This window comes from Cognatiluteimonas sedimenti, assembly GCF_022808325.1.
Lineage (GTDB): Bacteria > Pseudomonadota > Gammaproteobacteria > Xanthomonadales > Xanthomonadaceae > Cognatiluteimonas > Cognatiluteimonas sedimenti.
In genome coordinates, this window is record NZ_JALGCL010000003.1 from 237,171 (window position 1) to 259,292 (window position 22,122).

At 72.0% G+C, this 22,122-nt stretch carries 21 protein-coding genes and 1 tRNA gene; 10 read left to right on the forward strand and 12 right to left on the reverse strand.

Annotation, left to right across the window (positions count from 1 at the left end):
* Positions 1 to 60: 60 nt before the first annotated feature.
* Positions 61 to 2,283, reverse strand: coding sequence for an NADP-dependent isocitrate dehydrogenase (locus tag MQC88_RS10255; protein ID WP_243321681.1), 2,223 nt, complete (start codon positions 2,281 to 2,283; stop codon positions 61 to 63).
* Positions 2,284 to 2,737: 454 nt separating this feature from the next.
* On the opposite strand from MQC88_RS10255, the gene MQC88_RS10260 reads away from it, so the two are divergent.
* Positions 2,738 to 4,036: a sulfotransferase gene (locus MQC88_RS10260; protein ID WP_243321683.1), complete on the forward strand. Its 1,299-nt coding sequence runs from the start codon at positions 2,738 to 2,740 to the stop codon at positions 4,034 to 4,036.
* A 163-nt stretch (positions 4,037 to 4,199) separates the two neighbouring features.
* Here MQC88_RS10260 and MQC88_RS10265 read toward each other — a convergent pair whose 3' ends face one another.
* The 7 genes from MQC88_RS10265 to MQC88_RS10295 form a co-directional block, all read right to left on the reverse strand.
* Complete coding sequence (locus tag MQC88_RS10265) at positions 4,200 to 4,685, reverse strand: DUF3244 domain-containing protein (protein WP_243321685.1); 486 nt, start codon at positions 4,683 to 4,685, stop codon at positions 4,200 to 4,202.
* A 21-nt stretch (positions 4,686 to 4,706) separates the two neighbouring features.
* Positions 4,707 to 5,090, reverse strand: coding sequence for a LysM peptidoglycan-binding domain-containing protein (locus MQC88_RS13130; RefSeq protein ID WP_254713303.1), 384 nt, complete (start codon positions 5,088 to 5,090; stop codon positions 4,707 to 4,709).
* A 94-nt stretch (positions 5,091 to 5,184) separates the two neighbouring features.
* A complete protein-coding gene (gene queF / locus MQC88_RS10275; protein WP_243321687.1) occupies positions 5,185 to 6,000 on the reverse strand; it encodes an NADPH-dependent 7-cyano-7-deazaguanine reductase QueF in 816 nt (271 codons plus the stop codon).
* A 28-nt stretch (positions 6,001 to 6,028) separates the two neighbouring features.
* Positions 6,029 to 7,126, reverse strand: a complete 1,098-nt coding sequence (zapE, locus tag MQC88_RS10280) for a cell division protein ZapE (RefSeq protein WP_243321688.1) — start codon at positions 7,124 to 7,126, stop codon at positions 6,029 to 6,031.
* Positions 7,113 to 7,805 (reverse strand): alpha/beta hydrolase, encoded by a 693-nt coding sequence (locus tag MQC88_RS10285; RefSeq protein WP_243321690.1) that lies wholly within the window; start codon positions 7,803 to 7,805, stop codon positions 7,113 to 7,115. Before MQC88_RS10285 ends, zapE begins: the two co-directional genes overlap by 14 nt.
* Positions 7,806 to 7,926: 121 nt before the next feature.
* The gene (locus MQC88_RS10290) at positions 7,927 to 8,445 is read right to left on the reverse strand and encodes a c-type cytochrome (protein ID WP_243321691.1); all 519 of its coding nucleotides are present in this window, start codon (positions 8,443 to 8,445) and stop codon (positions 7,927 to 7,929) included.
* 75 nt (positions 8,446 to 8,520) lie between these two features.
* A tRNA-Arg gene (locus MQC88_RS10295) sits at positions 8,521 to 8,597 on the reverse strand.
* A gap of 111 nt (positions 8,598 to 8,708) precedes the next feature.
* Here MQC88_RS10295 and ubiA point away from each other — a divergent pair.
* Both ubiA and MQC88_RS10305 read left to right on the forward strand, forming a co-directional pair.
* A complete protein-coding gene (gene ubiA / locus MQC88_RS10300; RefSeq protein ID WP_243321692.1) occupies positions 8,709 to 9,620 on the forward strand; it encodes a 4-hydroxybenzoate octaprenyltransferase in 912 nt (303 codons plus the stop codon).
* The gene (locus MQC88_RS10305) at positions 9,617 to 11,056 is read left to right on the forward strand and encodes a short-chain fatty acid transporter (protein ID WP_243321694.1); all 1,440 of its coding nucleotides are present in this window, start codon (positions 9,617 to 9,619) and stop codon (positions 11,054 to 11,056) included. Before ubiA ends, MQC88_RS10305 begins: the two co-directional genes overlap by 4 nt.
* A 69-nt stretch (positions 11,057 to 11,125) precedes the next feature.
* Here MQC88_RS10305 and MQC88_RS10310 read toward each other — a convergent pair whose 3' ends face one another.
* A complete protein-coding gene (locus MQC88_RS10310) occupies positions 11,126 to 11,869 on the reverse strand; it encodes a ComF family protein (RefSeq protein ID WP_243321696.1) in 744 nt (247 codons plus the stop codon).
* 49 nt (positions 11,870 to 11,918) lie between these two features.
* On the opposite strand from MQC88_RS10310, the gene bioB reads away from it, so the two are divergent.
* From bioB to MQC88_RS10340, 6 genes are all read left to right on the forward strand, one after another.
* Positions 11,919 to 13,013, forward strand: a complete 1,095-nt coding sequence (bioB, locus tag MQC88_RS10315; protein WP_243321698.1) for a biotin synthase BioB — start codon at positions 11,919 to 11,921, stop codon at positions 13,011 to 13,013.
* 5 nt (positions 13,014 to 13,018) lie between these two features.
* A complete protein-coding gene (bioF, locus tag MQC88_RS10320; RefSeq protein WP_243321700.1) occupies positions 13,019 to 14,269 on the forward strand; it encodes an 8-amino-7-oxononanoate synthase in 1,251 nt (416 codons plus the stop codon).
* Positions 14,266 to 15,270, forward strand: a complete 1,005-nt coding sequence (locus MQC88_RS10325) for a multidrug resistance efflux transporter family protein (RefSeq protein ID WP_243321702.1) — start codon at positions 14,266 to 14,268, stop codon at positions 15,268 to 15,270. The genes bioF and MQC88_RS10325 overlap by 4 nt, the downstream gene beginning before the upstream one ends.
* Before the next feature lie 8 nt (positions 15,271 to 15,278).
* Positions 15,279 to 16,043 carry a pimeloyl-ACP methyl ester esterase BioH gene (bioH, locus tag MQC88_RS10330; protein ID WP_243321912.1) on the forward strand — a complete coding sequence of 255 codons (765 nt, stop codon included), beginning with the start codon at positions 15,279 to 15,281 and terminating at the stop codon, positions 16,041 to 16,043.
* Positions 16,040 to 16,942 carry a malonyl-ACP O-methyltransferase BioC gene (gene bioC, locus MQC88_RS10335; RefSeq protein WP_243321705.1) on the forward strand — a complete coding sequence of 301 codons (903 nt, stop codon included), beginning with the start codon at positions 16,040 to 16,042 and terminating at the stop codon, positions 16,940 to 16,942. Before bioH ends, bioC begins: the two co-directional genes overlap by 4 nt.
* Before the next feature lie 67 nt (positions 16,943 to 17,009).
* Positions 17,010 to 17,618: a hypothetical protein gene (locus tag MQC88_RS10340; protein ID WP_243321708.1), complete on the forward strand. Its 609-nt coding sequence runs from the start codon at positions 17,010 to 17,012 to the stop codon at positions 17,616 to 17,618.
* A gap of 129 nt (positions 17,619 to 17,747) precedes the next feature.
* Here MQC88_RS10340 and MQC88_RS10345 read toward each other — a convergent pair whose 3' ends face one another.
* The 3 genes from MQC88_RS10345 to MQC88_RS10355 form a co-directional block, all read right to left on the reverse strand.
* The gene (locus tag MQC88_RS10345; protein ID WP_243321710.1) at positions 17,748 to 19,250 is read right to left on the reverse strand and encodes an ArnT family glycosyltransferase; all 1,503 of its coding nucleotides are present in this window, start codon (positions 19,248 to 19,250) and stop codon (positions 17,748 to 17,750) included.
* Between the two features lie 72 nt (positions 19,251 to 19,322).
* Positions 19,323 to 19,862: a cytochrome b gene (locus MQC88_RS10350; protein ID WP_243321712.1), complete on the reverse strand. Its 540-nt coding sequence runs from the start codon at positions 19,860 to 19,862 to the stop codon at positions 19,323 to 19,325.
* 121 nt (positions 19,863 to 19,983) lie between these two features.
* Positions 19,984 to 20,958: a pyridoxal-phosphate dependent enzyme gene (locus tag MQC88_RS10355; protein ID WP_243321714.1), complete on the reverse strand. Its 975-nt coding sequence runs from the start codon at positions 20,956 to 20,958 to the stop codon at positions 19,984 to 19,986.
* 269 nt (positions 20,959 to 21,227) lie between these two features.
* Between MQC88_RS10355 and MQC88_RS10360 the strand changes: the two genes are divergently transcribed.
* Positions 21,228 to 21,842 carry a hypothetical protein gene (locus tag MQC88_RS10360; RefSeq protein WP_243321715.1) on the forward strand — a complete coding sequence of 205 codons (615 nt, stop codon included), beginning with the start codon at positions 21,228 to 21,230 and terminating at the stop codon, positions 21,840 to 21,842.
* The last annotated feature ends 280 nt before the right edge of the window (positions 21,843 to 22,122 follow it).

A 22,122-nucleotide genomic window follows, 5' to 3' on the forward strand; every position in this document is an offset into this window, starting at 1 on the left:
GCCCGGCGTGATCCGGGCTGCCGCGCCGGTGCGATCGCGCAGCCGGCGCCCGCCGCGCGGCTACAGCGCCGCGAGCGCGGCGTTGAAGGTGGCGCTGGGGCGCATCGCCCGCGACATCTTCTCCGCGTCGGGCCGGTAATAGCCGCCGATGTCGACCGGCTTGCCTTGCACCGCGAGCAGCTCGTCGACGATCCTGCGCTCGTTGTCGGCCAACGCCTTCGCCAGCGGCGCGAAGCGCGCCTTGAGCCCGGCGTCGGCGTCCTGCGCCGCCAGCGCCTGCGCCCAATACAGCGCCAGGTAGAAATGGCTGCCTCGATTGTCGATGCCGCCGAGCTTGCGGCTGGGCGACTTGTCATTGTCCAGGAACAGCGCCGTGGCCTGGTCCAGCGCGTCGGCCAGCACCCTGGCGCCGGCATTGCCGGTGGCATGGGCCAGGTGCTCGAGCGAGGCCGCCAGTGCCAGGAACTCGCCCAGCGAGTCCCAGCGCAGGTAGTCCTCGGCGAGGAACTGCTGCACGTGCTTGGGCGCCGAGCCGCCGGCGCCGGTTTCGAACAGGCCGCCACCGGCCATCAGCGGCACGATCGACAGCATCTTGGCGCTGGTGCCCAGTTCCATGATCGGGAACAGGTCGGTGAGGTAGTCGCGCAGCACGTTGCCGGTGACCGAGATCGTGTCCTGGCCGTTGCGGATGCGTTGCAGCGACAGCGCCATCGCCTCCACCGGCGACAGGATGCGGATGTCGAGGCCAGCGGTGTCGTGGTCGCGCAGGTAGCGCTCGACCTTCGCGACCACGTTGCGGTCGTGCGCGCGCTGCGGATCGAGCCAGAACACCGCCGGCGTGCCCGACAGCCGCGCGCGGGCCACCGCCAGCTTCACCCAGTCCCGGATCGGGGCGTCGCGGGTCTGGCACATCCGCCAGATGTCGCCGGCCTCGACCGCGTGCTCCATCAGCACGTTGCCGGCGTCGTCGGTGACGCGCACGCTGCCGGCGGCGGGAATCAGGAAGGTCTTGTCGTGGCTGCCGTATTCCTCGGCCTTCTGCGCCATCAGGCCGACGTTGGGCACGCTGCCCATCGTCGCCGGATCGAACGCGCCATGCGCCTTGCAGTCGTCGACCACCACCTGGTAGATGCCGGCATAGCAACGATCCGGGATCACCGCCTTGGTGTCCTGCAGCTCGCCCCCGGCGTTCCACATGCGCCCGGAGTCGCGGATCATCGCCGGCATCGACGCGTCGACGATGACGTCGCTGGGCACGTGCAGGTTGGTGATGCCCTTGTCGGAATTGACCATCGCCAGCGCCGGGCGCTGCGCGTACAGGGCTTCGATGTCGGCGCGGATCGCGGCCTGGGTGTCGGCCGGTAGCGACGGCAGCCGCGCGTACAGGTCGCCAATGCCGTTGTTGGGATCGAATCCGGCTTCGTCCAGCGCGGCGGCGTGCTTCTGCAGCACCGGGCGGTAGAACGCGCGCACGGCGGCGCCGAAGATGATCGGGTCGGAGACCTTCATCATCGTGGCCTTCAGGTGCAGTGAGAACAGCACGCCCTGCCACAGCGCGTCGTCGATCTGGGCGTCGAGGAAATCCGACAGCGCGGCGGCCGACATCACCGAGGCATCGATGAGCTCGCCGGCCTGCACCGCGATGCCGGTCTTGAGCATGTGCCGGCGGCCGTCGTGGCCGACCAGTTCGACGTTGACGCTGCCGGCCTGCGCCAGCAGCGCCGACTGCTCGCTGCCGTAGAAATCGCCGCCGTCCATGTGCGCGACGTGGGACTTCGAACCTGCGCTCCATGCCCCCATCCGGTGCGGGTGCCGGCGGGCGTAGGCCTTCACCGAGGCCGGCGCGCGGCGATCGGAATTGCCCTCGCGCAACACCGGGTTGACCGCGCTGCCCTTGACCTTGTCGTAGCGCGCCTTGATGCCTTTCTCGCGCTCGTCCCGGGGTTCGTCGGGATAGTCCGGCAGCGCGAACCCGCGTGCCTGCAGTTCGCCGATCGCCGCCTTGAGCTGCGGCACCGAAGCGCTGATGTTGGGCAGCTTGACGATGTTGGCCTGCGGCGTGGTCGCCAGCTCGCCGAGCCAGGCGAGGTCGTCGGCAACCGCCTTGTCGCCGAGCAGGTCGGGGAAATGGGCGAGGATGCGCGCGGCCAGCGAGATGTCGCGGGATCCGACCTCGACCCCCGCCGCTGCGGCATAGGCCTGCACGATCGGCAGCAACGAAGCGGTGGCGAGCAAGGGCGCCTCGTCGGTGAGGGTCCAGAGGATCTGCGCGGTGTCGGGCATGGGCGGCGATGCGTGGCGGAAAGGCGGCCATTGTCGCGCACTGCGGTCTTGCCGATCCAATCCGGCTTGGCGAAGCGGGAATGCCGCCGATTGCAGGTAGACTCAAGCCGGTAGGTAGGCAACCGGCGCGGGTCCGCCTGCAGCGTCGATGCGGGGCGATCATGACGCTGGCAACCGTGGCCGTACGGCGCGTGGCCGCGGACAGCTGCATTCCGCGTTGGTTCCTCGACTGGGGCGGAAATTCCGAAGCGGCGCGGGCAGGCGGGAGGCGTCGGCAAGGGCTGGCATCGATGACCGTCGGCCATTGCGTCCCGTATCCCGGAACCTGCCGGGGAGCGCGCCGGGATGCGGGTTTCAGGGAGGCCTCGCGGGCGACGTCGGCAACTGGCAATGCCAGCCGCCGGCCTCGAGCGCGGCGGCATCGATGGCGGCAAGTGATTGGGGAAGAGCAGACGTGTACACGGTTGATGCGGTGGAACAACGGGTCATCGGCGTGATCGCCGACCTGACCCGCGATTGGGACGTCGAAATCGAAGGCGGCATGACCTCCGACACGACCATGGTCGGGGATGTCGATTTCGCGTCGATCGACTTCATCCAGATGGCGGTCGCCATCGAGAGCGAGTTCAAGACCAAGCTCGGTTTCCAGGACCTGCTGATGCAGGGCGGGAAATACGTCGACGACGTGACCGTGCGGCAGATCGCAGAATTCGTCGCCGGGCGCCTGAACAACGGCGTGCCCGCGGCCCCCGCCAGCCCGGCGGTGGGCGAAACCCAGCGCGTGACCTCGGTCCCGGAAGCGCAGCGCGTCACCGCCGCGATGCTCGACAGCTTCCGCGGCCGCTTCCCGGTGCGCGACCTGCACGACGACGGCACGCCGAAGAACGAACGCGCCGTGTTCGTGCTCTCGCCCCCGCGCTCGGGTTCCACCCTGCTGCGCATCCTGCTGGCCGGCAACTCCAGGCTGTTCGCGCCGCCGGAACTGCACCTGCTGCCGTACCGGACCATGGCCGAGCGGCGCAAGGCGCTCACCCGCCCGCACACCGACCACCTGCTGGAGGGCGTCGCGCGCGCGCTGATGCAGCTCAACGGCTGGGACGCGGCGCGGGCGCTGGCGTTCGTCGCCGACTGCGAGCAGCAGGGCATGACCACCAAGGCGTTCTACCGCGAGCTGCAGGCGCCGCTGCAGGGCGAGCGGCTGCTGGTGGACAAGACGCCGTGGTACATCGTCGACGTCGACATCCTCAAGCGCATCGACCGCGATTTCGTCGATCCGCTGTACATCCACCTGGTGCGCCATCCGCTGGGCATGGTGCGTTCGTACGAGGAATCGTCGATGCAGCGCCTGCTGCCGCCGAGCGCGGCGCAGGACGGCGGCATCGGCAGCCGCGAGCTCGCCGAGCTGACCTGGCTGCTGGCGCAGCAGAACACGCTGGAGATCTCGAAGCAGGTGCCTGCGGGGCGCTGGCTGCAGGTGCAGTACGAGGACCTGGTGGTCGAACCAGAGGCGGTGCTGCGCCGCGTCTGCGACTTCATCGGCATCCCCTACGAAAGCGCGATGGCCAACCCGTACGACGACATGGACCGGCGCATGACCGATGGCGTGGCCAGCGCGTCGCGCATGAGCGGCGACCTCAAGTTCCACCTGCACAACGCGATCAATCCCGATGCCGCGGTGCGCTGGAAGCGCTTCTACTCCGAGGACGTGCTGGGCAGCCCGACGCGGGAACTGGCGGCGGCGCTCGGGTACTGAGCCGCGCGGCGGTTGGTGTCCGGCTGCAGCGCGTTGGTGGCATGTGCGCGGCCGCGGGGGACCGCGAAGGCGTGCCCGGCTACAGCGGCCCGGCGCAGGCTCCCATGGAAAAGGGCGCGATCCTGCGATCGCGCCCTTTTCGTTTCCGCCGTGGCGGCGGGCGTTACTTGACCTCGAACTCGCGGGTCTGCACCACCATGCCGCCGCTGGAGATTTCCAGCGTGTACTTGCCGGCCGGCCAGCCGTCGGGCTTGCTGATGCTGAAGTCGGTCACCTGCGGGCCGGCGGCCACCGCCTTGTCCTGGGTGTCGACCACCTGGCCGTCCTGGAAGGTCCACTTCGCGGTGAGGTTGCCGGCGCTGGCGCCGTCGGTGGCGACCGAGGCATGGATCGTGTCGGTGGTGGCGAAGCTGGTCATCGGCGCGGCGACGCGGTTGTCGGCGCCGACCGCGTTGCCGAGATCGACCGTGGTCACCGCCATCGCCGCCGGTGCCGGGGCAGGTTCGACCGGGGCCGGCGTGGTCGGCGCGGGCGTGCTGGCCGGCGGCGGGGTGTCCGCGGTGGTGTCGGCGTTCTTCTTGCAGCCGACCATCGCCAGGCTGGCGAACAGGGTGGCCGCGAGCGCGGCATGCAGTGGATTGCGGGTCATGGGTGGTTCTCCTGGGGGGATTCAATCGTTGATGGCGGGGAGCCTGAGCACCTGGCCGGGCTTGATCAGGTCGGGGTCGTCGAGCTGGTCGCGGTTGGCGTCGAAGATCGCGTGCCAGCGGCTGGCCTTGCCGTAGTGGTGCTGGGCGATGGCCGAGAGCGTGTCGCCCTTGCGCACGGTGTAGCCCTGCTCGCCGGCGCCGCCACCGCCACCACTGTCCCCGGGCACGGTGTCGACGTGGCCCTGGACGTTGGAGAAGTCGGGCCTGCCGCTCCCGCCGCCAACAGGCACCGTGCCGGCGTGGCCGCGGACAGTGGAGAAGTCGGGCTTGCCGGTCCCGGTGCCGGCGCTCCTGCTGGGCTGCAGCGAGAGGTCGTCGGGATCCTTCGGGGTCTGCGGGGTCATGGTGCGGGCCTCCTGCGCCGTCTTGGCTGGCGCAGGCTCCCATGGCGCGTGTTAAGGATGGATCGCGCCGGCGTGAAACCACGGCGCGCAAGGCTTACTGCCGCGGGTCGCGCGCCGGCATGGGTGGCGTGCAGCCCGGCGTCGCCCGCCACGGATTGATGTCCAGGCCGCCACGGCGCGTGTAGCGCGCCTCCACCGACAGCGCTTGCGGCCGGCAACGCGCCAGCAGGTCGACGAAGATCCGTTCCACGCATTGCTCGTGGAATTCGGCGTGGTCGCGGAACGAGACCAGGTAGCGCAGCAGTCCGGCGCGGTCGATGCGCGGGCCGCGATAGGCGATGCGCACGCTGGCCCAGTCCGGTTGCCCGGTCACCGGGCAGTTGGACTTGAGCAGGTCCGAGCGCAGGGTTTCGTCGGCGATGTCGTCGTCGTCGCCATGCAGCAAGCCGGCGTCGGGGGGGCCGTAGTGGTCGATGGCGATGTCGAGCCCGTCGAGCAGGACCGCGTCGCGGTCGTCCGCCGCTGCCGGCACGCCGTCGGCCACCGTCACGGCGCCACCCGCGGCGCGCGACAGATCGTCGGCGATGCGCGCGCGGACCGCGGCGACATCGGCGAAGCGGCTGGCGTTGAACGAGTTGAAGTAGAGCTTGAGCGATTTGGATTCGACCAGGTTCGGCGTGTCGGCCGGGACCGACAGGGTCATCGTCGCCACCACCGGCTTGCCGCGCAGGTCCAGCCACGACAGTTCGTAGGCGTGCCAGCGATCCATACCGATGAATGGAAGCGCGTCGTCGGCGGCGATCCCGAGCGCGGCGCGGCCCAGCGTGCGCGCGATCGGGTACAGCAGCGAGGCGTCGTAGCCGCTCGGATAGGCGACGTGGCGGCCCAGCGGGAGGTCGTGCGTGGTCATGCCCGGATTTTACCTTGCGGGTCGCGGCTCAGCCGCGGTGTTCCTGCGCCAGGTATTCGCACGATCGCATTTCGATCAGTCGCGACGCGGTGCGCTCGAAGGCCGCGGCCAGGCGCTCGCCGGCATACAGGGCGGTCGGCGGCGCGGCGGCGGTGCACACCAGGTTGACGTGGCGGTCGTAGAGCTCGTCGACCAGGGTGACGAAGCGGCGCGCGGCATCGTCGCTGCGCGCATCCATCACCGGGATGCCGCCGAGCAGCACGGTGTGGAATTCGCGTGCGATCTCGATGTAGTCGGCGGCCGCGCGCGGGCCTTCACAGAGTGCGGCGAAATCGAACCAGGCCATGCCGTCGCCGCGCGCGCGCACGCCGATGCGGCGGCCGTCGAGCTGGATCCCGGCATCGCGGTGGGCGTCGCCGCCGCCCAGTTCGTGCCAGCGCGAGGCCAGCCATGCGTCGGCATCGGCGTCCAGCGGTTGCCGGTACACCGGTGAACGCGTCAGCGCGCGCAGCCGGTAATCCTGCGGGCTGTCCAGGTGCAGCACCGCGCAGTGGCGCTCGAGCAGCGCGATCGCGGGCAGGAATCGCGCGCGCTGCAGGCCGTCGTGGTACAGCTGCGACGGCGGCGTGTTGGAACTGGTCACCAGCACCACGCCTTCGGCGAACAGGCGTTCGAGCAGGCGCCCGAGCAGCATCGCGTCGCCGATGTCGCTGACGAAGAACTCGTCCAGCACCAGCACCCTCAGCTGCGCGCGCCATTCGCGCGCGATCGCCCGCAACGGATCGCGCTGGCCGGCATGCGCGCGCAGTCGCTCGTGCACCGAGCGCATGAAACGATGGAAATGGGTGCGGCGCTTCTGCGTGATCGGCAAACCGTCAAAGAACAGGTCGATCAGGAAGGTCTTGCCGCGGCCGACGCCTCCCCACAGGTACAGCCCCCGCGGGGTTTCCGGGTCGCGCCCGAACAGGCGCCCGAGCACCCCGCCGGGCAGCGGTTCGCACAACGCGGCGTGGATGCGGTCGAGCTCGCGCAGCACGGGGTGCTGCGCCGGGTCGTCCTGCCAGTCGCCGCGGGCGATGCCGGCGGCATAGCGCTGCGAAGGCAGCGCGCCGTCAGCCTGGGCCATGCGCGGTGCCGGCCGCGGCCGCCGGCGCCGGCAGGAATGCGCGCACGCCGTGCTTGATCGCGCCGCGCAGGTCCATCAGCTTGCGGTGGAAGAAATGGCCGGTGTCGGGCATCCGCACCAGTTCCGGGGGCTCGGGCAGGCGCGCGGTCCAGTCGGCCACCTTCTGCGGGTCGACGATCTCGTCGGCATCCCCCTGCAGCACCAGCCACGGGCAGGTCGGCGGCACGATCGCGGCGAACTCCCAGCTGCGCCCGACCGGCGGCGCGATCGAGACCAGCACCGCCGGCTGCAGTTCCGCGGCCAGTCGCAGCGACACGTAGGCGCCGAAGCTGAAACCGGCCAGCCACAGCGCCGCATCCGGGCGCTGCGCCCGCACCCAGGCGGCAACCGCGCGCAGGTCGTCGCTTTCGCCGTCGCCATCGTCGAAGCTGCCCGCCGAGTTGCCGACGCCGCGGAAGTTGAAGCGCACCGTGTCCAGGCCGAGTTCGCGCAGCGCGCGCGCGGCCATGGTCACCACCTTGTTGTGCATGCTGCCGCCCTCGGTCGGCAGCGGGTGGCAGACGATCGCGACCGCCGGCCGCCGCGGTGCATCGCCAAGGTCCACCGCCAGCTCGAGCGCGCCGACGGGGCCGTCGAGCTGCAGCGTGGAAGATTCCGTGGGAAAGGCGGGCGCGGGCATGCGCCCATGATAGCCGCGCGGCCGCAGCCGGGCCCGTGATCGCGCCGCGGTGGCCACGCTGCTGCAACGAAAACGGCACCCCTGCGGGTGCCGTCTGGCGGTGACGCGTGGCGGCTCCGCGTTACTTGATGTTGGCCAGCATCCAGTCGACCGTGGCGATCACCTGCTCGTCCGTCAGCGCCGGATTGCCACCCTTGGGCGGCATCACGAAGCCATCGGGACCGGTGTAACCCTCGATCGCGTGCTTGTGCAGCGTGTCCTTGCCCTGCGGCAGGCGCGCGGCCCAGTGGGCCTTGTCCAGCGTCGGCGCGCCGCCGGCGCCCGACGTGTGGCAGCCGGTGCACAGGTTGCCGAAGATCACGCCGCCATCGAGGGTGCCGCCGTAGGCGACCTGCGACGCCGCCGCCGCGGCCGCCGAGGCACTGGCCGCCGCCTGCGCCGCGGCGCCAGTGGCGCCGGCGTAGACCGCGCCGATCGGGGCGATCCGGGCCTGCGTGCGCTGCGCGGCCTGCGGCGAAACCTCGGTCGGGATCAGCCCGTTGAGGTGCGAGGCCAGCAGGATCAGCCCCAGCGTGACCACCACCAGGAAGCCCAGCACCAGCGAGAATTTCTTCAGGAAGTCGAGGTCGTAATTGCGCACGATCCACCCAATCAGTCGCGGCCTGGCCGCTGTATGCGTTTGAAAGACCGGCAAGCCGAGCCAGCAGCGGAACAATGGCGCGCCCGGAGGGATTCGAACCCCCGACCAATGGCTTCGGAAGCCACTACTCTATCCGGCTGAGCTACGGGCGCGGGGGCCGTTCCGTGGCGGTCGAGCAAGCCGCGGGGCCCGCATTCTCGCATGATTGCCCGAACCTGCGCGAACGGCGCCGGCGGTTCCCGGGCTTGCTAGGCTGGTCGACGATGGGCTACGAACGCGACTACACCCCGGTCCCGCCGCCGCCGCCGGCCTGGCGCGAGCGCCTGCGCCAGTACTGGAAACTGGTGCGCGGCGACCGCCCGATCGGCTGGCTGCTGCTGCTGTGGCCGACCTGGTGGGGGCTGTGGCTGGCCGCCGGCGGGGTGCCGCCGCTGTGGCCGCTGCTGGTGTTCAGTGCCGGCGTGTGGCTGATGCGCTCGGCCGGCTGCGTGGTCAACGATTACGCCGACCGCTGGCTCGACGGCAACGTACAGCGCACCCGCGAACGCCCGCTGGCTACCGGCGCGGTGTCCGGGCGCGAGGCGCTGGCGCTGTTCGCGGCGCTGCTGCTGGCGGCGTTCGCGCTGGTGCTCACGCTCAATCGCCTGGCGATCTGGCTGAGCGTCATCGGCGTGCTGCTGGCGATGAGCTACCCCTACCTCAAGCGTTACACCTACCTGCCGCAGGTGTACCTGGGCATGGCTTTCGGCTGGGGCATCCCGATGGCGTTCGCCGCGATCCAGGGCAAGGTGCCGGCGATCGCGTGGCTGCTGTACGTGGCCAACATCTTCTGGGCGACGGCGTATGACACCTGGTACGCGATGGTCGACCGCGACGACGACATCCGCATGGGCGCCAAGTCGACCGCGATCCTGTTCGGCGACATGGACCTGGTCGCGCAGGCGCTGCTGTACGCGCTGATGTTCACCGCGCTGGTGCTGGTCGGGCGCGAGGCGCAGCTGGGCCTGTTCTACCGCTACGGGCTCGGGCTGGCGCTGCTGCTGGTGCTGTACGAGTTCGTGCTCGCGCGCCATCGCGAGCGCGACGCCTGCTTCCGGGCCTTCCTGCACAACCACTGGGTGGGCGCCGTGATCTTCGCCGGGATCGCGTTGGCGCTGTGGCAGCCGGACGCGTGAGCGCGGGCGCGCGCGGCGCGGACAGCCTGCCGGCGCGGCTGGCGCTGCGCAGCGCCGCTTTCGCCGAACGCTGGTTCCCGGACGCGTACGTGTTCGCGGTGCTCGGGGTGGTCGTGGTCGCGGCCGCGGCGCTGGCCTTCGGCGCGACCCCGCGCGCGACCGTGGAGGCTTTCGGCGGCGGCTACTGGAGCCTGGTCCCGTTCACCCTGCAGATGGCGTTCGTGGTGATCGGCGGCTATGTCGTCGCCACCGCGCCGGTGGTGGCGCGGCTGATCGCGGCGCTGGCGCGCTGGCCGCGGACCGGGCGCGGCGCGATCGCCTTCGTCGCGCTGGTGAGCATGCTCAGTTCGCTGCTGAGCTGGGGCTTCTCGCTGGTGTTCGCCGGGCTGCTGGTGCGCGCGCTGGCGCAACGCACGGAACTGCGGATGGACTACCGCGCCGCGGGTGCGGCCGCCTACCTGGGCCTCGGCGCGGTGTGGGCGCTGGGACTGAGTTCATCGGCGGCGCAACTGCAGGCCAACCCGGCGAGCATGCCGCCGGGCCTGCTGGCGATCACCGGGGTGCTGCCGTTCACCCAGACGATCCTGCTGTGGCAGTCGCTGCTGCTGACCGCGGCGCTGGTCGCGGTGTCGCTGGCGGTGGCGTATGCCACCGCGCCGACCGGGGACGCGGTGCGCAGCGTGGAGGCGTTCCCGGATGCCGCCGACGCGCGTCGCGCGCCGCTGCCGTCGCGCACGCGTCCCGGCGAATGGCTCGAATACAGTCCCCTGCTCACGATCGCGCTGTCGCTGCTGGCGTTCGGCTGGCTGTACGTCGAGTTCGCCGGCAAGCCGGCGGTGACGGCGATCGCCAACCTCAACACCTACAACTTCCTGTTCCTGTCGCTGGGGCTGCTGTTGCACTGGCGGCCGCGCAGTTTCCTCGACGCGGTGGCGCGCGCGGTGCCGGCCACCACCGGTGTGCTGATCCAGTTCCCGCTGTACGGCGGCATCGCGCTGATCCTGACCGCGGCGCCCGGCGCCGACGGCGCGACCCTCGCGCACCGGCTGTCGTTGCTGTTCACCCGGGTCGCGTCGCACGACACCTTCGCTTTGGTGATGGGCGGCTACTCGGCGGTACTGGGGTTCTTCGTGCCCTCCGGCGGCGGCAAGTGGATCGTCGAGGCGCCGTACGTGATGCAGGCGGCGAACGAACTGCGGTTCCACCTCGGCTGGGCGGTGCAGGTCTACAACGCCGCCGAGGCGCTGCCCAACCTGGTCAATCCGTTCTGGATGCTGCCGCTGCTGGGCGTGCTCGGGCTGAAGGCGCGCGACATCGTCGGCTTCACCTTCGTGCAGCTGCTGGTGCACATCCCGCTGGTGCTGGGCCTGCTGTGGCTGCTGGGGCTGACCCTGGACTACGTGCCGCCGCTGATGCCCGGGCTGGCCGCGCCCTGAACACGCCGCCGACGCAGCGCGGCATCACCGGCGACGCACCCGCCGTGCGCCAGGCTCCGCCGCCGGGGCTCAGGGCACCCGTGCGCAGACCCAGGCATCCACGCGCGCGACCCCCGCGCGTCGCAACGCGCGCGCCGCGGCGTGCAGGGTGGCGCCGGTGGTCATCACGTCGTCGACCAGCACCACGTGCGCGGGCAGCGCGGCATTGGCCGCGACCACGAAGGCATCGCGCAGGTTGCGCCGCCGCGCCGCGGCGCTGAGCTCGGATTGCGGCGCGGTCGCGCGCACGCGCTGCAGCAGGCGTGGCTGCAACGGCAGGGCCAGCGCGCGTGCGAGCGGCCTGGCCAGTTCCAGCGCCTGGTCGTAGCCGCGCCGGCGCAGCCGGGCGCGATGCAGCGGCACCGGCACCACTGCCTGCGGTCGCGGTGCATCGGCGCAGGCCTGCGCCAGCAGTTGCGCCAGCAGGTGCCCGGCGGCCAGGTCCTGGTGGAACTTGAAGCGCGGCAGCCAGCGGTCCAGCGGCGCCGCGTACAGGCACGCGGCCTGTACCCGGTCGAGCGGCGGCGGATGGCGCAGGCAGCGGCCGCAGGCGGCGGTCGCCGCTGCGCCGCCCGCCATCGCGGGCAGCGGCAGCGCGCAGCGCAGGCAGGCGTTGCGGTGCCAGGGCAGGGCGGCGCGGCAGGGCGCGCACAGGTCGTGGTCGTCGCCGGCTTCGCCGCAGGCCAGGCAGCGCGCCGGCCACAACAGCGACCCGAGCCGGCGCCATGTTCCGTCAACCCGCTGGCCGGCGCTCTGGTTGACAGGGCTGGGCATGCTTTCCAGACTGCCCGTTTCGTGCCGCCGTCGCCGTCGGGAAATGCCCATGCCAGCAGTCAGGAACCACGCCCCCGGCCAGGATCTCCGGGATCCCGCCAGCAGCGCGCCGCTGCGCCACGACTGGCGCCGCGAGGAGGTGCTGGCGCTACTGGCGCTGCCCTTCACCGAACTGCTGTTCCGCGCCGCCGGCGTGCATCGCCAGCACTTCGATCCGACCGAAGTCCAGGTCAGCACCCTGCTCTCGGTCAAGACCGGTGGCTGCCCGGAAGACTGCGGTTACTGCCCGCAGGCCGCGCGCTACCACACCGGCGTCGACGCGACCAAGCTGATGGCGACCGAGGATGTGCTGGAAAAGGCGAGGCAGGCCAAGGCCGCCGGCGCCTCGCGTTTCTGCATGGGGGCGGCCTGGCGCTCGCCGAAGGACCGCGACATCCCCAAGGTCGCGGCGATGATCCGCGAGGTGAAGGCGCTGGGGCTGGAGACCTGCGCCACCCTGGGCATGCTCAGCGGCCACCAGGCCGACGCGCTCAAGGCCGCCGGGCTGGACTACTACAACCACAACCTCGACACCGCGCCGGAGTTCTACGGCGAGGTCATCCACACCCGCGAATTCCAGGACCGCCTGGACACCCTGTCGCACGTGCGCGACGCCGGCATGAAGACCTGCTGTGGCGGCATCGTCGGCATGGGAGAATCGCGCGAACAGCGCGCCGGCCTGCTGCAGGCGCTGGCGACGCTGCCGGCGCACCCGGATTCGGTGCCGATCAACCGCCTGGTGCAGGTCGAAGGCACGCCGCTGGCGGGAACCGCGGAACTGGACCCGTTCGAGTTCGTGCGCACGATCGCGGTGGCCCGGATCCTGATGCCGCGCTCGATGGTGCGGCTGTCGGCCGGGCGCGAGTCGATGAGCGACGAGCTGCAGGCGCTGTGCTTCGCCGCCGGCGCCAATTCGATCTTCTACGGCGAGAAACTGCTGACCACCGGCAACCCGGACACCGAACGCGACCTGGCGTTGTTCGCGCGCCTCGGGCTGCGGCCGATGGCGGTCGCGGTCGATGCCGCCGGCCACGACGGCGATGCCCGCCATGGCGGCGCCACGGTGCACGCCGCGATCACCGTGCTGCCCGCGCACGCGGCCTGACGACGATGGCCCGCCCCAGCCTGCACGACCGCGTCGAAGCCGCGCGCGCGCAACGCGCGGCGCTGGGCCGCAGCCGCGTGCGCCGCACCGTGGCGCGCCGCGACGGCGCCGGCTGCCTGGTGCTGGACGAAGGCGGCGACGGCCGTTGGCTGCTGGATTTCTGCGGCAACGATTACCTGGGCCTGTCGCAGCACTTCGCCGTGGTCGGCGCGCTGCAGGACACGGCCTCGCGCGATGGCGCCGGCGGCGTCGCCTCGCACCTGGTCTGCGGCCACCATGCGACACACGACGCGCTGGAGGGCGAAGTCGCCGACTGGCTCGGCACCCCGCGCGCGCTGCTGTTCGGCAGCGGTTTCCTCGCCAACCTGGCGGTGCTGCAGGCCTTGCTCGGCGACGGCGACGCCTGCGTCCAGGACCGGCTCAACCACGCCAGCCTGCTTGATGCCGCACGCCTGTCTGGATGCCGCCTGCGGCGCTATCCGCACGGCGACGCCGAAGGGGCGATCCGGCAATTGCGCAGCCTGCCCGAGGGCGCGGCGGTGCTCGCAACCGATGGCGTCTTCAGCATGGACGGCGATGTCGCGCCGTTGCGGCAACTGGCGATCGTCGCGCGCGCGCAGCAGGCATTGCTGTACGTGGATGACGCGCACGGCGTCGGCGTACTCGGGCCCGATGGCCGCGGCAGCGTCGCCGCGGCGAAACTCGGCGTCGCCCAGGTACCGCTGCAGCTGGCGACACTAGGCAAGGCGCTCGGCGGCTACGGCGCGGTGGTGGCCGGCGACGCAGTGCTGGTCGCGCACCTGGCCGAAACCGCGCGCCCCTACCTCTACACCACCGCGCTGCCACCGGCGCTGGCCGCCGCCTCGCTGGCGGCGGTGAAGCTGGCGCGCAAGGACCACTGGCGCCGCGAAAAGCTGCAGGCGACGATCGCGCAGTTCCGTGCCGGCGCGATCCAGCGCGGCCTGCCGTTGCTGCCCTCGGACACCGCGATCCAGCCGCTGCCGGTCGGCGACGACCGCGACGCCTGCGCGTGGTCGGAGGCACTGGAGGCGCGCGGCTTCATGGTCGCCGCGATCCGTCCGCCGACGGTCCCGGAAGGCGGTGCCCGCTTGCGCATCACCCTGAGCGCGGCGCACGACCCGCTGCAGGTCGACGCCCTGCTGGAAGCGCTGGAGCGCGCGCGCGACCAGGTCGCGGGGGCCCGGGCCAGCCACGGCGACGCCGCTGCCGCAGCACCGCTCGCGGCGCGGGCATGAACGTGGCACCGCACGACGCCCGCCGCGCGCTGGCGGCGATCGCGCTCGCGCTGCTGTCGGCGCTGTTCTTCACCCAGACCTACGTGCTCAACCGCGTGATCGCCAGCGACGGCGGCCACTGGGCCTGGACCGCGTCGCTGCGCTACCTGATCACGCTGCCGCTGTTGCTGCCGCTGATGCCGTGGCAGGGCGGGATCGCGCCGGCGTGGCGCGCGCTGCGCGCGCATCCCTGGGCGTGGCTGCGCTGCAGCGCGATCGGCTTCGTGCTGTTCTACGCATTGCTGGCGTACGCCGCCGACAGCGGGCCGTCGTGGCTGGTCGCCGGCAGTTTCCAGTTCACGGTGATCGCGGGCATGTTGTGCGCGCCGTTCCTGTACCGCGATGCGCGCGGGCGGGTCCCGCGCGCCGCGCTCGCGGTCGGCGTGCTGATCCTGGCCGGCGTGCTGCTGCTGCAGGTGGGGCATGCGCACGGGCGCCTGGACCGCGCAGGCTGGATCGCGCTGGCCTGCGTGCTCGGTGCGGCGCTCCTGTATCCGCTCGGCAACCGCCTGCTGCTGCTGCACCTGGAGCGCAGCGGCGACGACCTCAATGCCACCCAGCGCGTGTTCGGCATGACCCTGGCCAGCCAGCCGCTGTGGTGGCTGCTGGCGGCCTTCGCGTGGCAGCAGTCGGGTGCGCCGCCTTGGCCGCAGGTCGCGCTGTCCGGCGGCGTCGCGCTCAGCGCCGGCGTGGTCGCCACGATCCTGTTCTTCCAGGCCACCGGCATGGTCCGCGACAATCCGGCCGCGCTCGGCGCGGTCGAGGCGATGCAGGCGGCCGAGTTGCTGTTCGCGACCGTGCTCGGGGTATGGCTGCTGCACGAAGCCTGGCCGCGCGGGCTCGCCGTGTGGGGCGCGGCGCTGGTGGTCGCGGGCATCGTCGCCTTCGCCTGGATGGTGGCGCGGCCGCAGGCGGCAAGCGCGCCCGCGACGCGTGCGTTGCGCACGGATCGCGGCGCATGAGCGCGGCGCTGCATGTCGAGGTGGCCGGCAGCGGCCCGCCGCTGGTGCTGCTGCACGGCTGGGCGATGCATGGCGGCGTGTTCGCGCCGCTGGTCGAGCGCCTGCGCGATCGCCATACGCTGCATGTGGTGGACCTGCCGGGCCATGGCCTGAGCCGCGATTGCGGCGTGCCGCTGGCGCTGGAGCCCTGCGTCGCGGCGATCGCTGCGCAGGTGCCGGCGGCGCCCTGGTGCGGCTGGTCGCTGGGCGGATTGCTCGCGCTGCATGCGGCTGCGCGGTGGCCGCAACGGGTGCCGGCGCTGGCGATGCTGTGCGCGAGCCCGCGTTTCGTGCGCGCGCCGGACTGGCACTACGGCGTATCGGCGGAGATCTTCCGCAATTTCGCCGCCGGCCTGCGCGACGACTACCGCGGCACCCTGGAGCTGTTCGTCGCGCTGGAAGCCTTCGGCTCCGATCATGCCAGGGACGAGACCCGTGCCTTGCGCGGCAACCTGTTCGCGCGCGGCGAGCCGACCGCGGCGGTGCTCGCCGACGGCCTGGAACTGCTGGAGAGCACGGACCTGCGCCAGGCATTGCCGGCGTTGCAGGTCCCCAGCCTGTGGCTGGCGGGGCGCCGCGACCGCCTGGTCGATCCACGCGCGATGCGCGCGGCCGCGGCTCTGGCGCCACGCGCGCAGGTACAGGTGATCGAACAGGCCGGCCATGCGCCGTTCCTGACCCATGCCGACGAGGTGTCGGCGCGGCTGGCGGGTTTCCTGGGCACGGCTGCATGAACGCATTGTTCGACCACCGCCAGGTGCGCCGGGCGTTCTCGCGCGCCGCGCCGGGATACGACGCGGCGGCGGCGCTGCAGCGCGAGATCGAAGCGCGGCTGCTGGAGTCGCTGGAGTTCCACCCGGCCAAGTACGGCGACAAGCAGCCGCCGCAGCGCGTGCTCGACGTCGGCAGCGGGCCCGGCCGTGCCACCGCGGCGATGCGCAGGCGCTGGCCGAAGGCGCAGGTGCTGTCGCTCGACCTGGCCTTGCCGATGCTGCGCCAGGCGCGCAGCCGCGACCGCTGGCAACCCTTGCGCCGCGGCGTGGACCGCCTGTGCGCCGATGCGCGCGCGCTGCCGCTGGCCGACGACAGCATCGACGTGCTGTTCTCCAACCTCTGCCTGCAATGGGTGGAGGACCTGCCGGCGGTGTTCGCCGGGTTCCGCCGGGTGTTGCGGCCCGGCGGCCTGCTGATGGTTTCCACCTTCGGCCCGGACACGCTGCACGAGTTGCGCAGCGCGTTCGCGCAGGCCGACGCCACCCCGCATGTCAGCCCGTTCGCCTCGATCGCGCTGTTCGGCGACGCGCTGATGCACGCCGGCTTCCGCGACCCGGTGCTCGACCGCGACACCAGCACCACGCATTACCGCGACCTGCCGGCGCTGATGCGCGAGTTGCGCACGCTCGGCGCCACCAATGCACTGCAGGCGCGGCGCCACACCCTCACCGGCAAGGCGCGCTTCGCGCGCGCGGCGGCCGCCTACGCCAGCGATTTCGGCGCTGGCCAGGGCCTGCCGGCGACCTGGGAAACGATCACCGCGATGGCCTGGGCGCCCGAACATGGCGCACCGATCCGCGAGGGCGGCGAAGAGATCGTCCGCTTTCCCGCCAGCGCGATCCCGGTCCGCCGGCGCTGACGCCGCGCGCGCCGCGGTTCAGACCGCGTCCGCCACAATCCGTCGCAGCTCCCACCGGATCCACGCCATGCGTCGCTGGATGCCCGCCTTGCTGTTGTCGCTTGCGCTGTCGCCGGCATGGGCGCAGGACGCCGGCGGCTGGGCGCTGGATCCGGGCGTGCTGGTCGCCGGCAACGACCTGCTGCAGCGCGCGCCAGATCGCGAAATCGACGCACTGTTCCAGGCCGTGCACGCCGCGTCGCGCGACGAACGCCAGGGGCAGGCGCTCTGTGCGCTGTTCGTTCCCGGCGCCGAGCGCAGCATCGAAGCCCTGAACACCGCCGCCATGGCCCTGGATCCGGCCAGCCGCGAGCGCTTCGCCGGCGCGGTCGCCGCGGTCCTGCTGGCGGCGCTGCAATCGCCGCCGCAGCCGTGGGATCCGGCGCTGGCACGGCAGGGGCTGAAAGCGGCCGGCGCCACCGCCGCGATCCTGCACGACGGATTCCTCGCCGGCCTCAATGCCGATGGCGATGATGCGGACAGCCGTGGATCGCGCTGCCGCTCGCTGCGCTGGCTGCTCGATGCGATGGACTCGCGGCCGGCGCCGGAACGCGCGGCGATGACCCGCCTGCTGCTGGCGCAGGGCATGACCTACCTGGGCGCGGACGCTGGAAACGCGCCGCGAGCTGCGCCCTAGGCAGCATCGGCAGGCACCCCCGCCCCCCGCGCAAGCCTGCGGGCGCTGGTCGCCATCGCGGGTGCAGGGCGAACTCCGCGTTTCACGCAGCCGGCGGTTTCCCTGCTCCCGACCGACAGCCCGGCCTCGTCAACGCGCGCCTGCCAGCGGCCGCACCCGGAAGATCACGCGTCCCTCGTACGGCGTGCCCTGGACGACCGTGGCAAAGCCCAGCGCGCGCAGGTGCGCATCGACCTTGGCGAAGTTGTCCTGCTTGGTGAACCAGATTGCGTCGGGGTCGTAGTCGTCGCCGACTTCGTCGGTCACGTCCTCGTCGTACTCCGGGTTGAAGCGCGGGTGCGGCGGGTTGCCCAGCGACAGCTTCTCCACGCTGGCGCCCAGGTGCAGGTGCAGGCCGTAGCGCGCCATGTCGTCGACGATGTCGACCTGGGTGATCGGTCCCGGCGCGCGCGCCCGGATCGCCTCCGCCCAGGCGCGCGCGTCCTTGTGCGTCGGCCACCACGCGGCGGCGAACTCCAGTGCCAGCAACACTGCCGCCCACGCCAGCAGCCAGCGCCAGCGCGGCAGCGCGCGCTGTTCGGCATGGCGCTGGCGCGCGGCCAGCAACGCCAGCGGCACGAACAGCGGCAGGACGTACAGCGGCAGCCGCGAGCGCGAAAGGCAGAACACCAGCAGCGGCAATGCCACCCACAGTGCCAGCAGCAGGCCGCTGCGATCGGCGTCGCGGCCCGGGCGCGTGCGCCACGCGCGCAGCGCCGCCGGCAGGCCGCGCAGCCAGCGCCACAACGCGGGCGTCCACGGCAGCGTCCCCAGCAGCAGGGTGGGCGCGTAGATCGTGAGCCAGCCGTACCACTCGCCGTGGCGGTTGAAGTCGTTGCTGGCGATCCGGTCCAGCACTTCGGCGCCGAGGAAGTAATCCAGCAGCCCCGGGTTGCGCGCGGTCACCAGCGCATACCACGGCAGCGCGATCGCCGCGAACCACGGCAGCGCCCACCATTGCAGCGCGCGAGGCCGCACGCCGCCGTCGGCGTGCCGGCTCGTGGTCAGGGCGTCGAACGCGAACACCGCCAGCAGCGGCACCAGCCCCGGCGGCCCCTTGGCCAGGAATGCCAGGCCGAAGCCGGCCCACATCAGGGCCAGCCAGCGGCGCGCATGCGCGGCCTTGCCGAAGCGCGCTTCGACGAAGCCCCACAGGGCCAGCGCCTCGCAGGCCGCCAGCACGTAATCGGTGGTGATCAGCTGCGCCGCGCCGAACGGGAACAGCATGGTCGCGAAGATCGCCGCCGCCTGGGTTTCGCTGCCCGGCGCCAGCCGCTTCGCCATCTTCCAGGCCAGCCACGCGCACAGCAGGTACGACAGCGCCGCCGGCAGGCGCGCGGCCCAGGGATTGTGGCCGAACACCGCCACCGACGAGGCGATCGCCCAGTAGGTCAGCGGCGGCTTGGTCCAGTGCCCGACTTCCTCGCTGCGGTGCGGCTCGAGCCAGTTGCCGCTGTCGAGCATGTGCAGCGCGGCGTTGGTGTAGCGGCCCTCGTCCGGGTCCCAGATCCCGCGCTGGCCGAGCAGCGCCAATGCCAGCACCAGCGCCAGCGCCGCGATCCAGGCATTGGGGGAACGCAGCAGTCGTTGCATGCGCGGGCTCGGAGCGGAGGGAGGCGACTGATTCTAGCGGCCCGCGCCAGCCGCCTGCGTGCGCCGCGACAGTTACAGCATGCGGCGCAAGGTATCGTCGCGGCGCCACCAGTGGTGGTACAGCGCCGCCGCGACGTGCAGTCCGATCACCCAGTAGAACGCTTCGCCAATGCTGCCGTGCAGGTCTTCGAGCTGGTGCGCCAGGTCCCGATTGGTCGCCAGCAGGGACGGCAACGCGATGCCGGTGAACGGCAGGTACAGCACCTTGCCGTCGCTCCAGGCGGTCGCCAGTCCCAGCAGCGGCATCGCCACCAGGAACACGTACAGCGCCAGGTGCAGCAGCCGCGACGGCCAGGCTTGCCACTGCGGCAACGGCGGCGTGATCGGCGGCGTGGCGCCGCGCACCCGCAGTGCCAGCCGCCACCAGGCCAGCGCGCCGATCGTCAACCCGACCCAGTAGTGTCCCTGCATCATCGCCGCGCGTCCGCCACTGCCGCGCGGGAACAGGCCGCGCTGTTCGACCAGCAGGTAGACGGCCAGCACCAGCACGGCCATCAGCCAGTGCAGCCGGCGCAGGGCGGGGCGGTAACGCGGCACGCTCGCTACGTTCATGGGACGGCTCGTCGGGTGGAAGGAGGATACGGGTGCGCCGGCCCCCGGCAACCGCGCATGCGCGTCATGCCATGGGCCGGATCGCGCGCGGCGCGGCACCGGCACTGGCGGCACCGGGCGCTCACGCGGCCACGAATCCGCGAGGCAGCGCGTCGAGATCGACATTACCGCCGGACAGTACCACCCCGACGCGGCGTCCGGCGTAGCGGGCCGGCTCCTGCAACACCGCTGCCAGCGCGATCGCCGAAGACGGCTCCACCAGCAGCTTCAGCCGCGTCCACAGCAGCCGCATCGCCGCCAGGGTGTCGGCGTCGTCGACCACGGTCACGCTGGCGCCGTGGCGCTGCAGCAGTTCGAAGCCGGGTGCCCCCAGGGTGCCGCGCAGGCCGTCGCAGACGGTGTCGGGCACGAACTCGGTGACGCGCTTGCCGGCGGCGAGCGAGGCCGCGGTATCTGCGGCGCCGCGCGGCTCGGCGAGCACCAGCGTGCAGGCCGGCGCCTGCGCAGCAAGGGTCAGCGCGCAGCCCGACGCCAGGCCACCGCCACCGACCGGCACCAGCAGCGCGTCGAGCGCCCCGGCCACCTGCAGCAGTTCCAGCGCGGCGGTGCCTTGCCCGGCGATCACGCGGGGATCGGCATAGGGATGCACGAAGTTCGCGCCGGTCTCGCGTTCGACCCGTGCGGCGGCCTGCTCGCGTGCGGCGATGCCCGGTGCGCAATGGTGCAGGGTGGCGCCATAGGCTTCGATCGCCGCCAGCTTGGCCGCGACTGCGCCTTCGGGCACCACGACGTGGCAGGCGATGCCGCGGGTGCGCGCGGCCAGCGCCAGCGCGGCGCCATGGTTGCCCGAGGAATGCGTGACCACGCCACGCGTGGCCGCGGCAACCGGGAGCGACCACACCGCGTTGCAGGCACCGCGGAACTTGAACGCACCGCTGCGCTGCAACGGTTCGCACTTGAAGTGCAGTTCGCAGCCCGCCAGCGCATCGAGCGCGCGCGAGCGCAACACCGGGGTGACGTGCGCATGCGGGGCGATGCGTGCCGCGGCGTCGAGCACGTCGGTGAAGGTCGGTAGCGGCGGCGCGAACGTATCCATGCGGCGATCGTATAACGGCGCATCGATGCCGCGCAGGCACTGCCCGCGGGCAGTCGTGGCCCGCCTGCCGCCGGTGCCGGCGCCGGCAAGGTGCCGCCAGCGTGCCCACGGGCAGTCGTGGCCAGCGAGCCCGCCCTGATAGCCGGCATTGTCCGGTTGCGCGAGCGACCCTGTACCGTTCAGCGTGCGAATTCGCGATGGGGCAGGATTAAGCACGGATTCAATGCCCGCGACCGATGCTGGCGTGGTTCGCACAGGGGGTAGGTCCGATGATCCGCAAACTGCTTCTTCCCGCGCTCGCCGGCGCGCTGCTCGCCGGCTGCATGACCAGCGGCTATCAGTACCGTGGCGGCAGCGGCGACTACTACTACGGCCAGCCGTCCACCCAGTACCGCTATTACGGCGCGCCGTACGGCAGCTATGGCTACGGCTATCCCGGCGGCTGGAGCGGCAGCATCGGCTACGGTTACCCGTACGGGTATTACGGCTATGGCGGCTATGGCTATGGCGGCTATCCCTACTATCCCCCGTACCCGTACCGGCCGCCGGTGGTGATCGTGCGCCCGGGCCCGGGCGGCGGTGGCCATGACCATGGCAACGACAATGGCGGCAACGACCCGGGCGACAACGGCGGCAGCGACACTCCCCCCGTGCAGCCCGTGGATCGCCCGCGGCCGCCGTGGCGCGACCTCGACAGCCTGCGCGACCGCCAGCCGCAGCGCGATCCGATGATCCGCCAGCCGCCGCGCCCGGCCACCACCCCGATGCGGGCACCGCGGCCCCTGCCCGCGACCGGCGGCAGCCGGCGCAGCACCTCGCCGATGGCGGAAACGGTCCAGCGTACGGGCACGGATCGCGACAAGCGTCACAAACCGATCCCCTGACCGGTCTTGCGTTGCGCGGCGCCGGGCTGCAAGCTAGCGCCCGCGATTGACCGGTTGTGTCGCATTGCGACACACAGCGCTCGACACCAATGTCGATACCCGGCGGGGAATTCCGGATCCCCCCTGTTCCGCTCCCCCGCCGGGTGTCGGCGCCATCGCGACTGGCGCCCGTCTCCACGCCCCGGCATCCCGAGCATTCCCCACTGTCGCGTGCCGACCAGGCAACGGGCAGGCGACGGACAAAAAAAAGGGGCCGGATGTCCCCCGACATCCGACCCCC

Bases quoted from the DNA above. Each gene is read 5' to 3' on its own strand.
- bioB (WP_243321698.1), top strand. From the start codon at position 11,919: ATGCCAGCAGTCAGGAACCACGCCCCCGGCCAGGATCTCCGGGATCCC.
- MQC88_RS10345 (WP_243321710.1), bottom strand. From the start codon at position 19,250: ATGCAACGACTGCTGCGTTCCCCCAATGCCTGGATCGCGGCGCTGGCG.
- ubiA (WP_243321692.1), top strand. From the start codon at position 8,709: ATGGGCTACGAACGCGACTACACCCCGGTCCCGCCGCCGCCGCCGGCC.
- MQC88_RS10355 (WP_243321714.1), bottom strand. From the start codon at position 20,958: ATGGATACGTTCGCGCCGCCGCTACCGACCTTCACCGACGTGCTCGAC.
- bioC (WP_243321705.1), top strand. From the start codon at position 16,040: ATGAACGCATTGTTCGACCACCGCCAGGTGCGCCGGGCGTTCTCGCGC.
- MQC88_RS10340 (WP_243321708.1), top strand. From the start codon at position 17,010: ATGCGTCGCTGGATGCCCGCCTTGCTGTTGTCGCTTGCGCTGTCGCCG.
- MQC88_RS10325 (WP_243321702.1), top strand. From the start codon at position 14,266: ATGAACGTGGCACCGCACGACGCCCGCCGCGCGCTGGCGGCGATCGCG.
- MQC88_RS13130 (WP_254713303.1), bottom strand. From the start codon at position 5,090: ATGACCCCGCAGACCCCGAAGGATCCCGACGACCTCTCGCTGCAGCCC.
- MQC88_RS10255 (WP_243321681.1), bottom strand. From the start codon at position 2,283: ATGCCCGACACCGCGCAGATCCTCTGGACCCTCACCGACGAGGCGCCC.
- zapE (WP_243321688.1), bottom strand. From the start codon at position 7,126: ATGGCCCAGGCTGACGGCGCGCTGCCTTCGCAGCGCTATGCCGCCGGC.
- MQC88_RS10310 (WP_243321696.1), bottom strand. From the start codon at position 11,869: ATGCCCAGCCCTGTCAACCAGAGCGCCGGCCAGCGGGTTGACGGAACA.
- MQC88_RS10265 (WP_243321685.1), bottom strand. From the start codon at position 4,685: ATGACCCGCAATCCACTGCATGCCGCGCTCGCGGCCACCCTGTTCGCC.
- MQC88_RS10360 (WP_243321715.1), top strand. From the start codon at position 21,228: ATGATCCGCAAACTGCTTCTTCCCGCGCTCGCCGGCGCGCTGCTCGCC.
- MQC88_RS10285 (WP_243321690.1), bottom strand. From the start codon at position 7,805: ATGCCCGCGCCCGCCTTTCCCACGGAATCTTCCACGCTGCAGCTCGAC.
- bioF (WP_243321700.1), top strand. From the start codon at position 13,019: ATGGCCCGCCCCAGCCTGCACGACCGCGTCGAAGCCGCGCGCGCGCAA.
- MQC88_RS10350 (WP_243321712.1), bottom strand. From the start codon at position 19,862: ATGAACGTAGCGAGCGTGCCGCGTTACCGCCCCGCCCTGCGCCGGCTG.
- queF (WP_243321687.1), bottom strand. From the start codon at position 6,000: ATGACCACGCACGACCTCCCGCTGGGCCGCCACGTCGCCTATCCGAGC.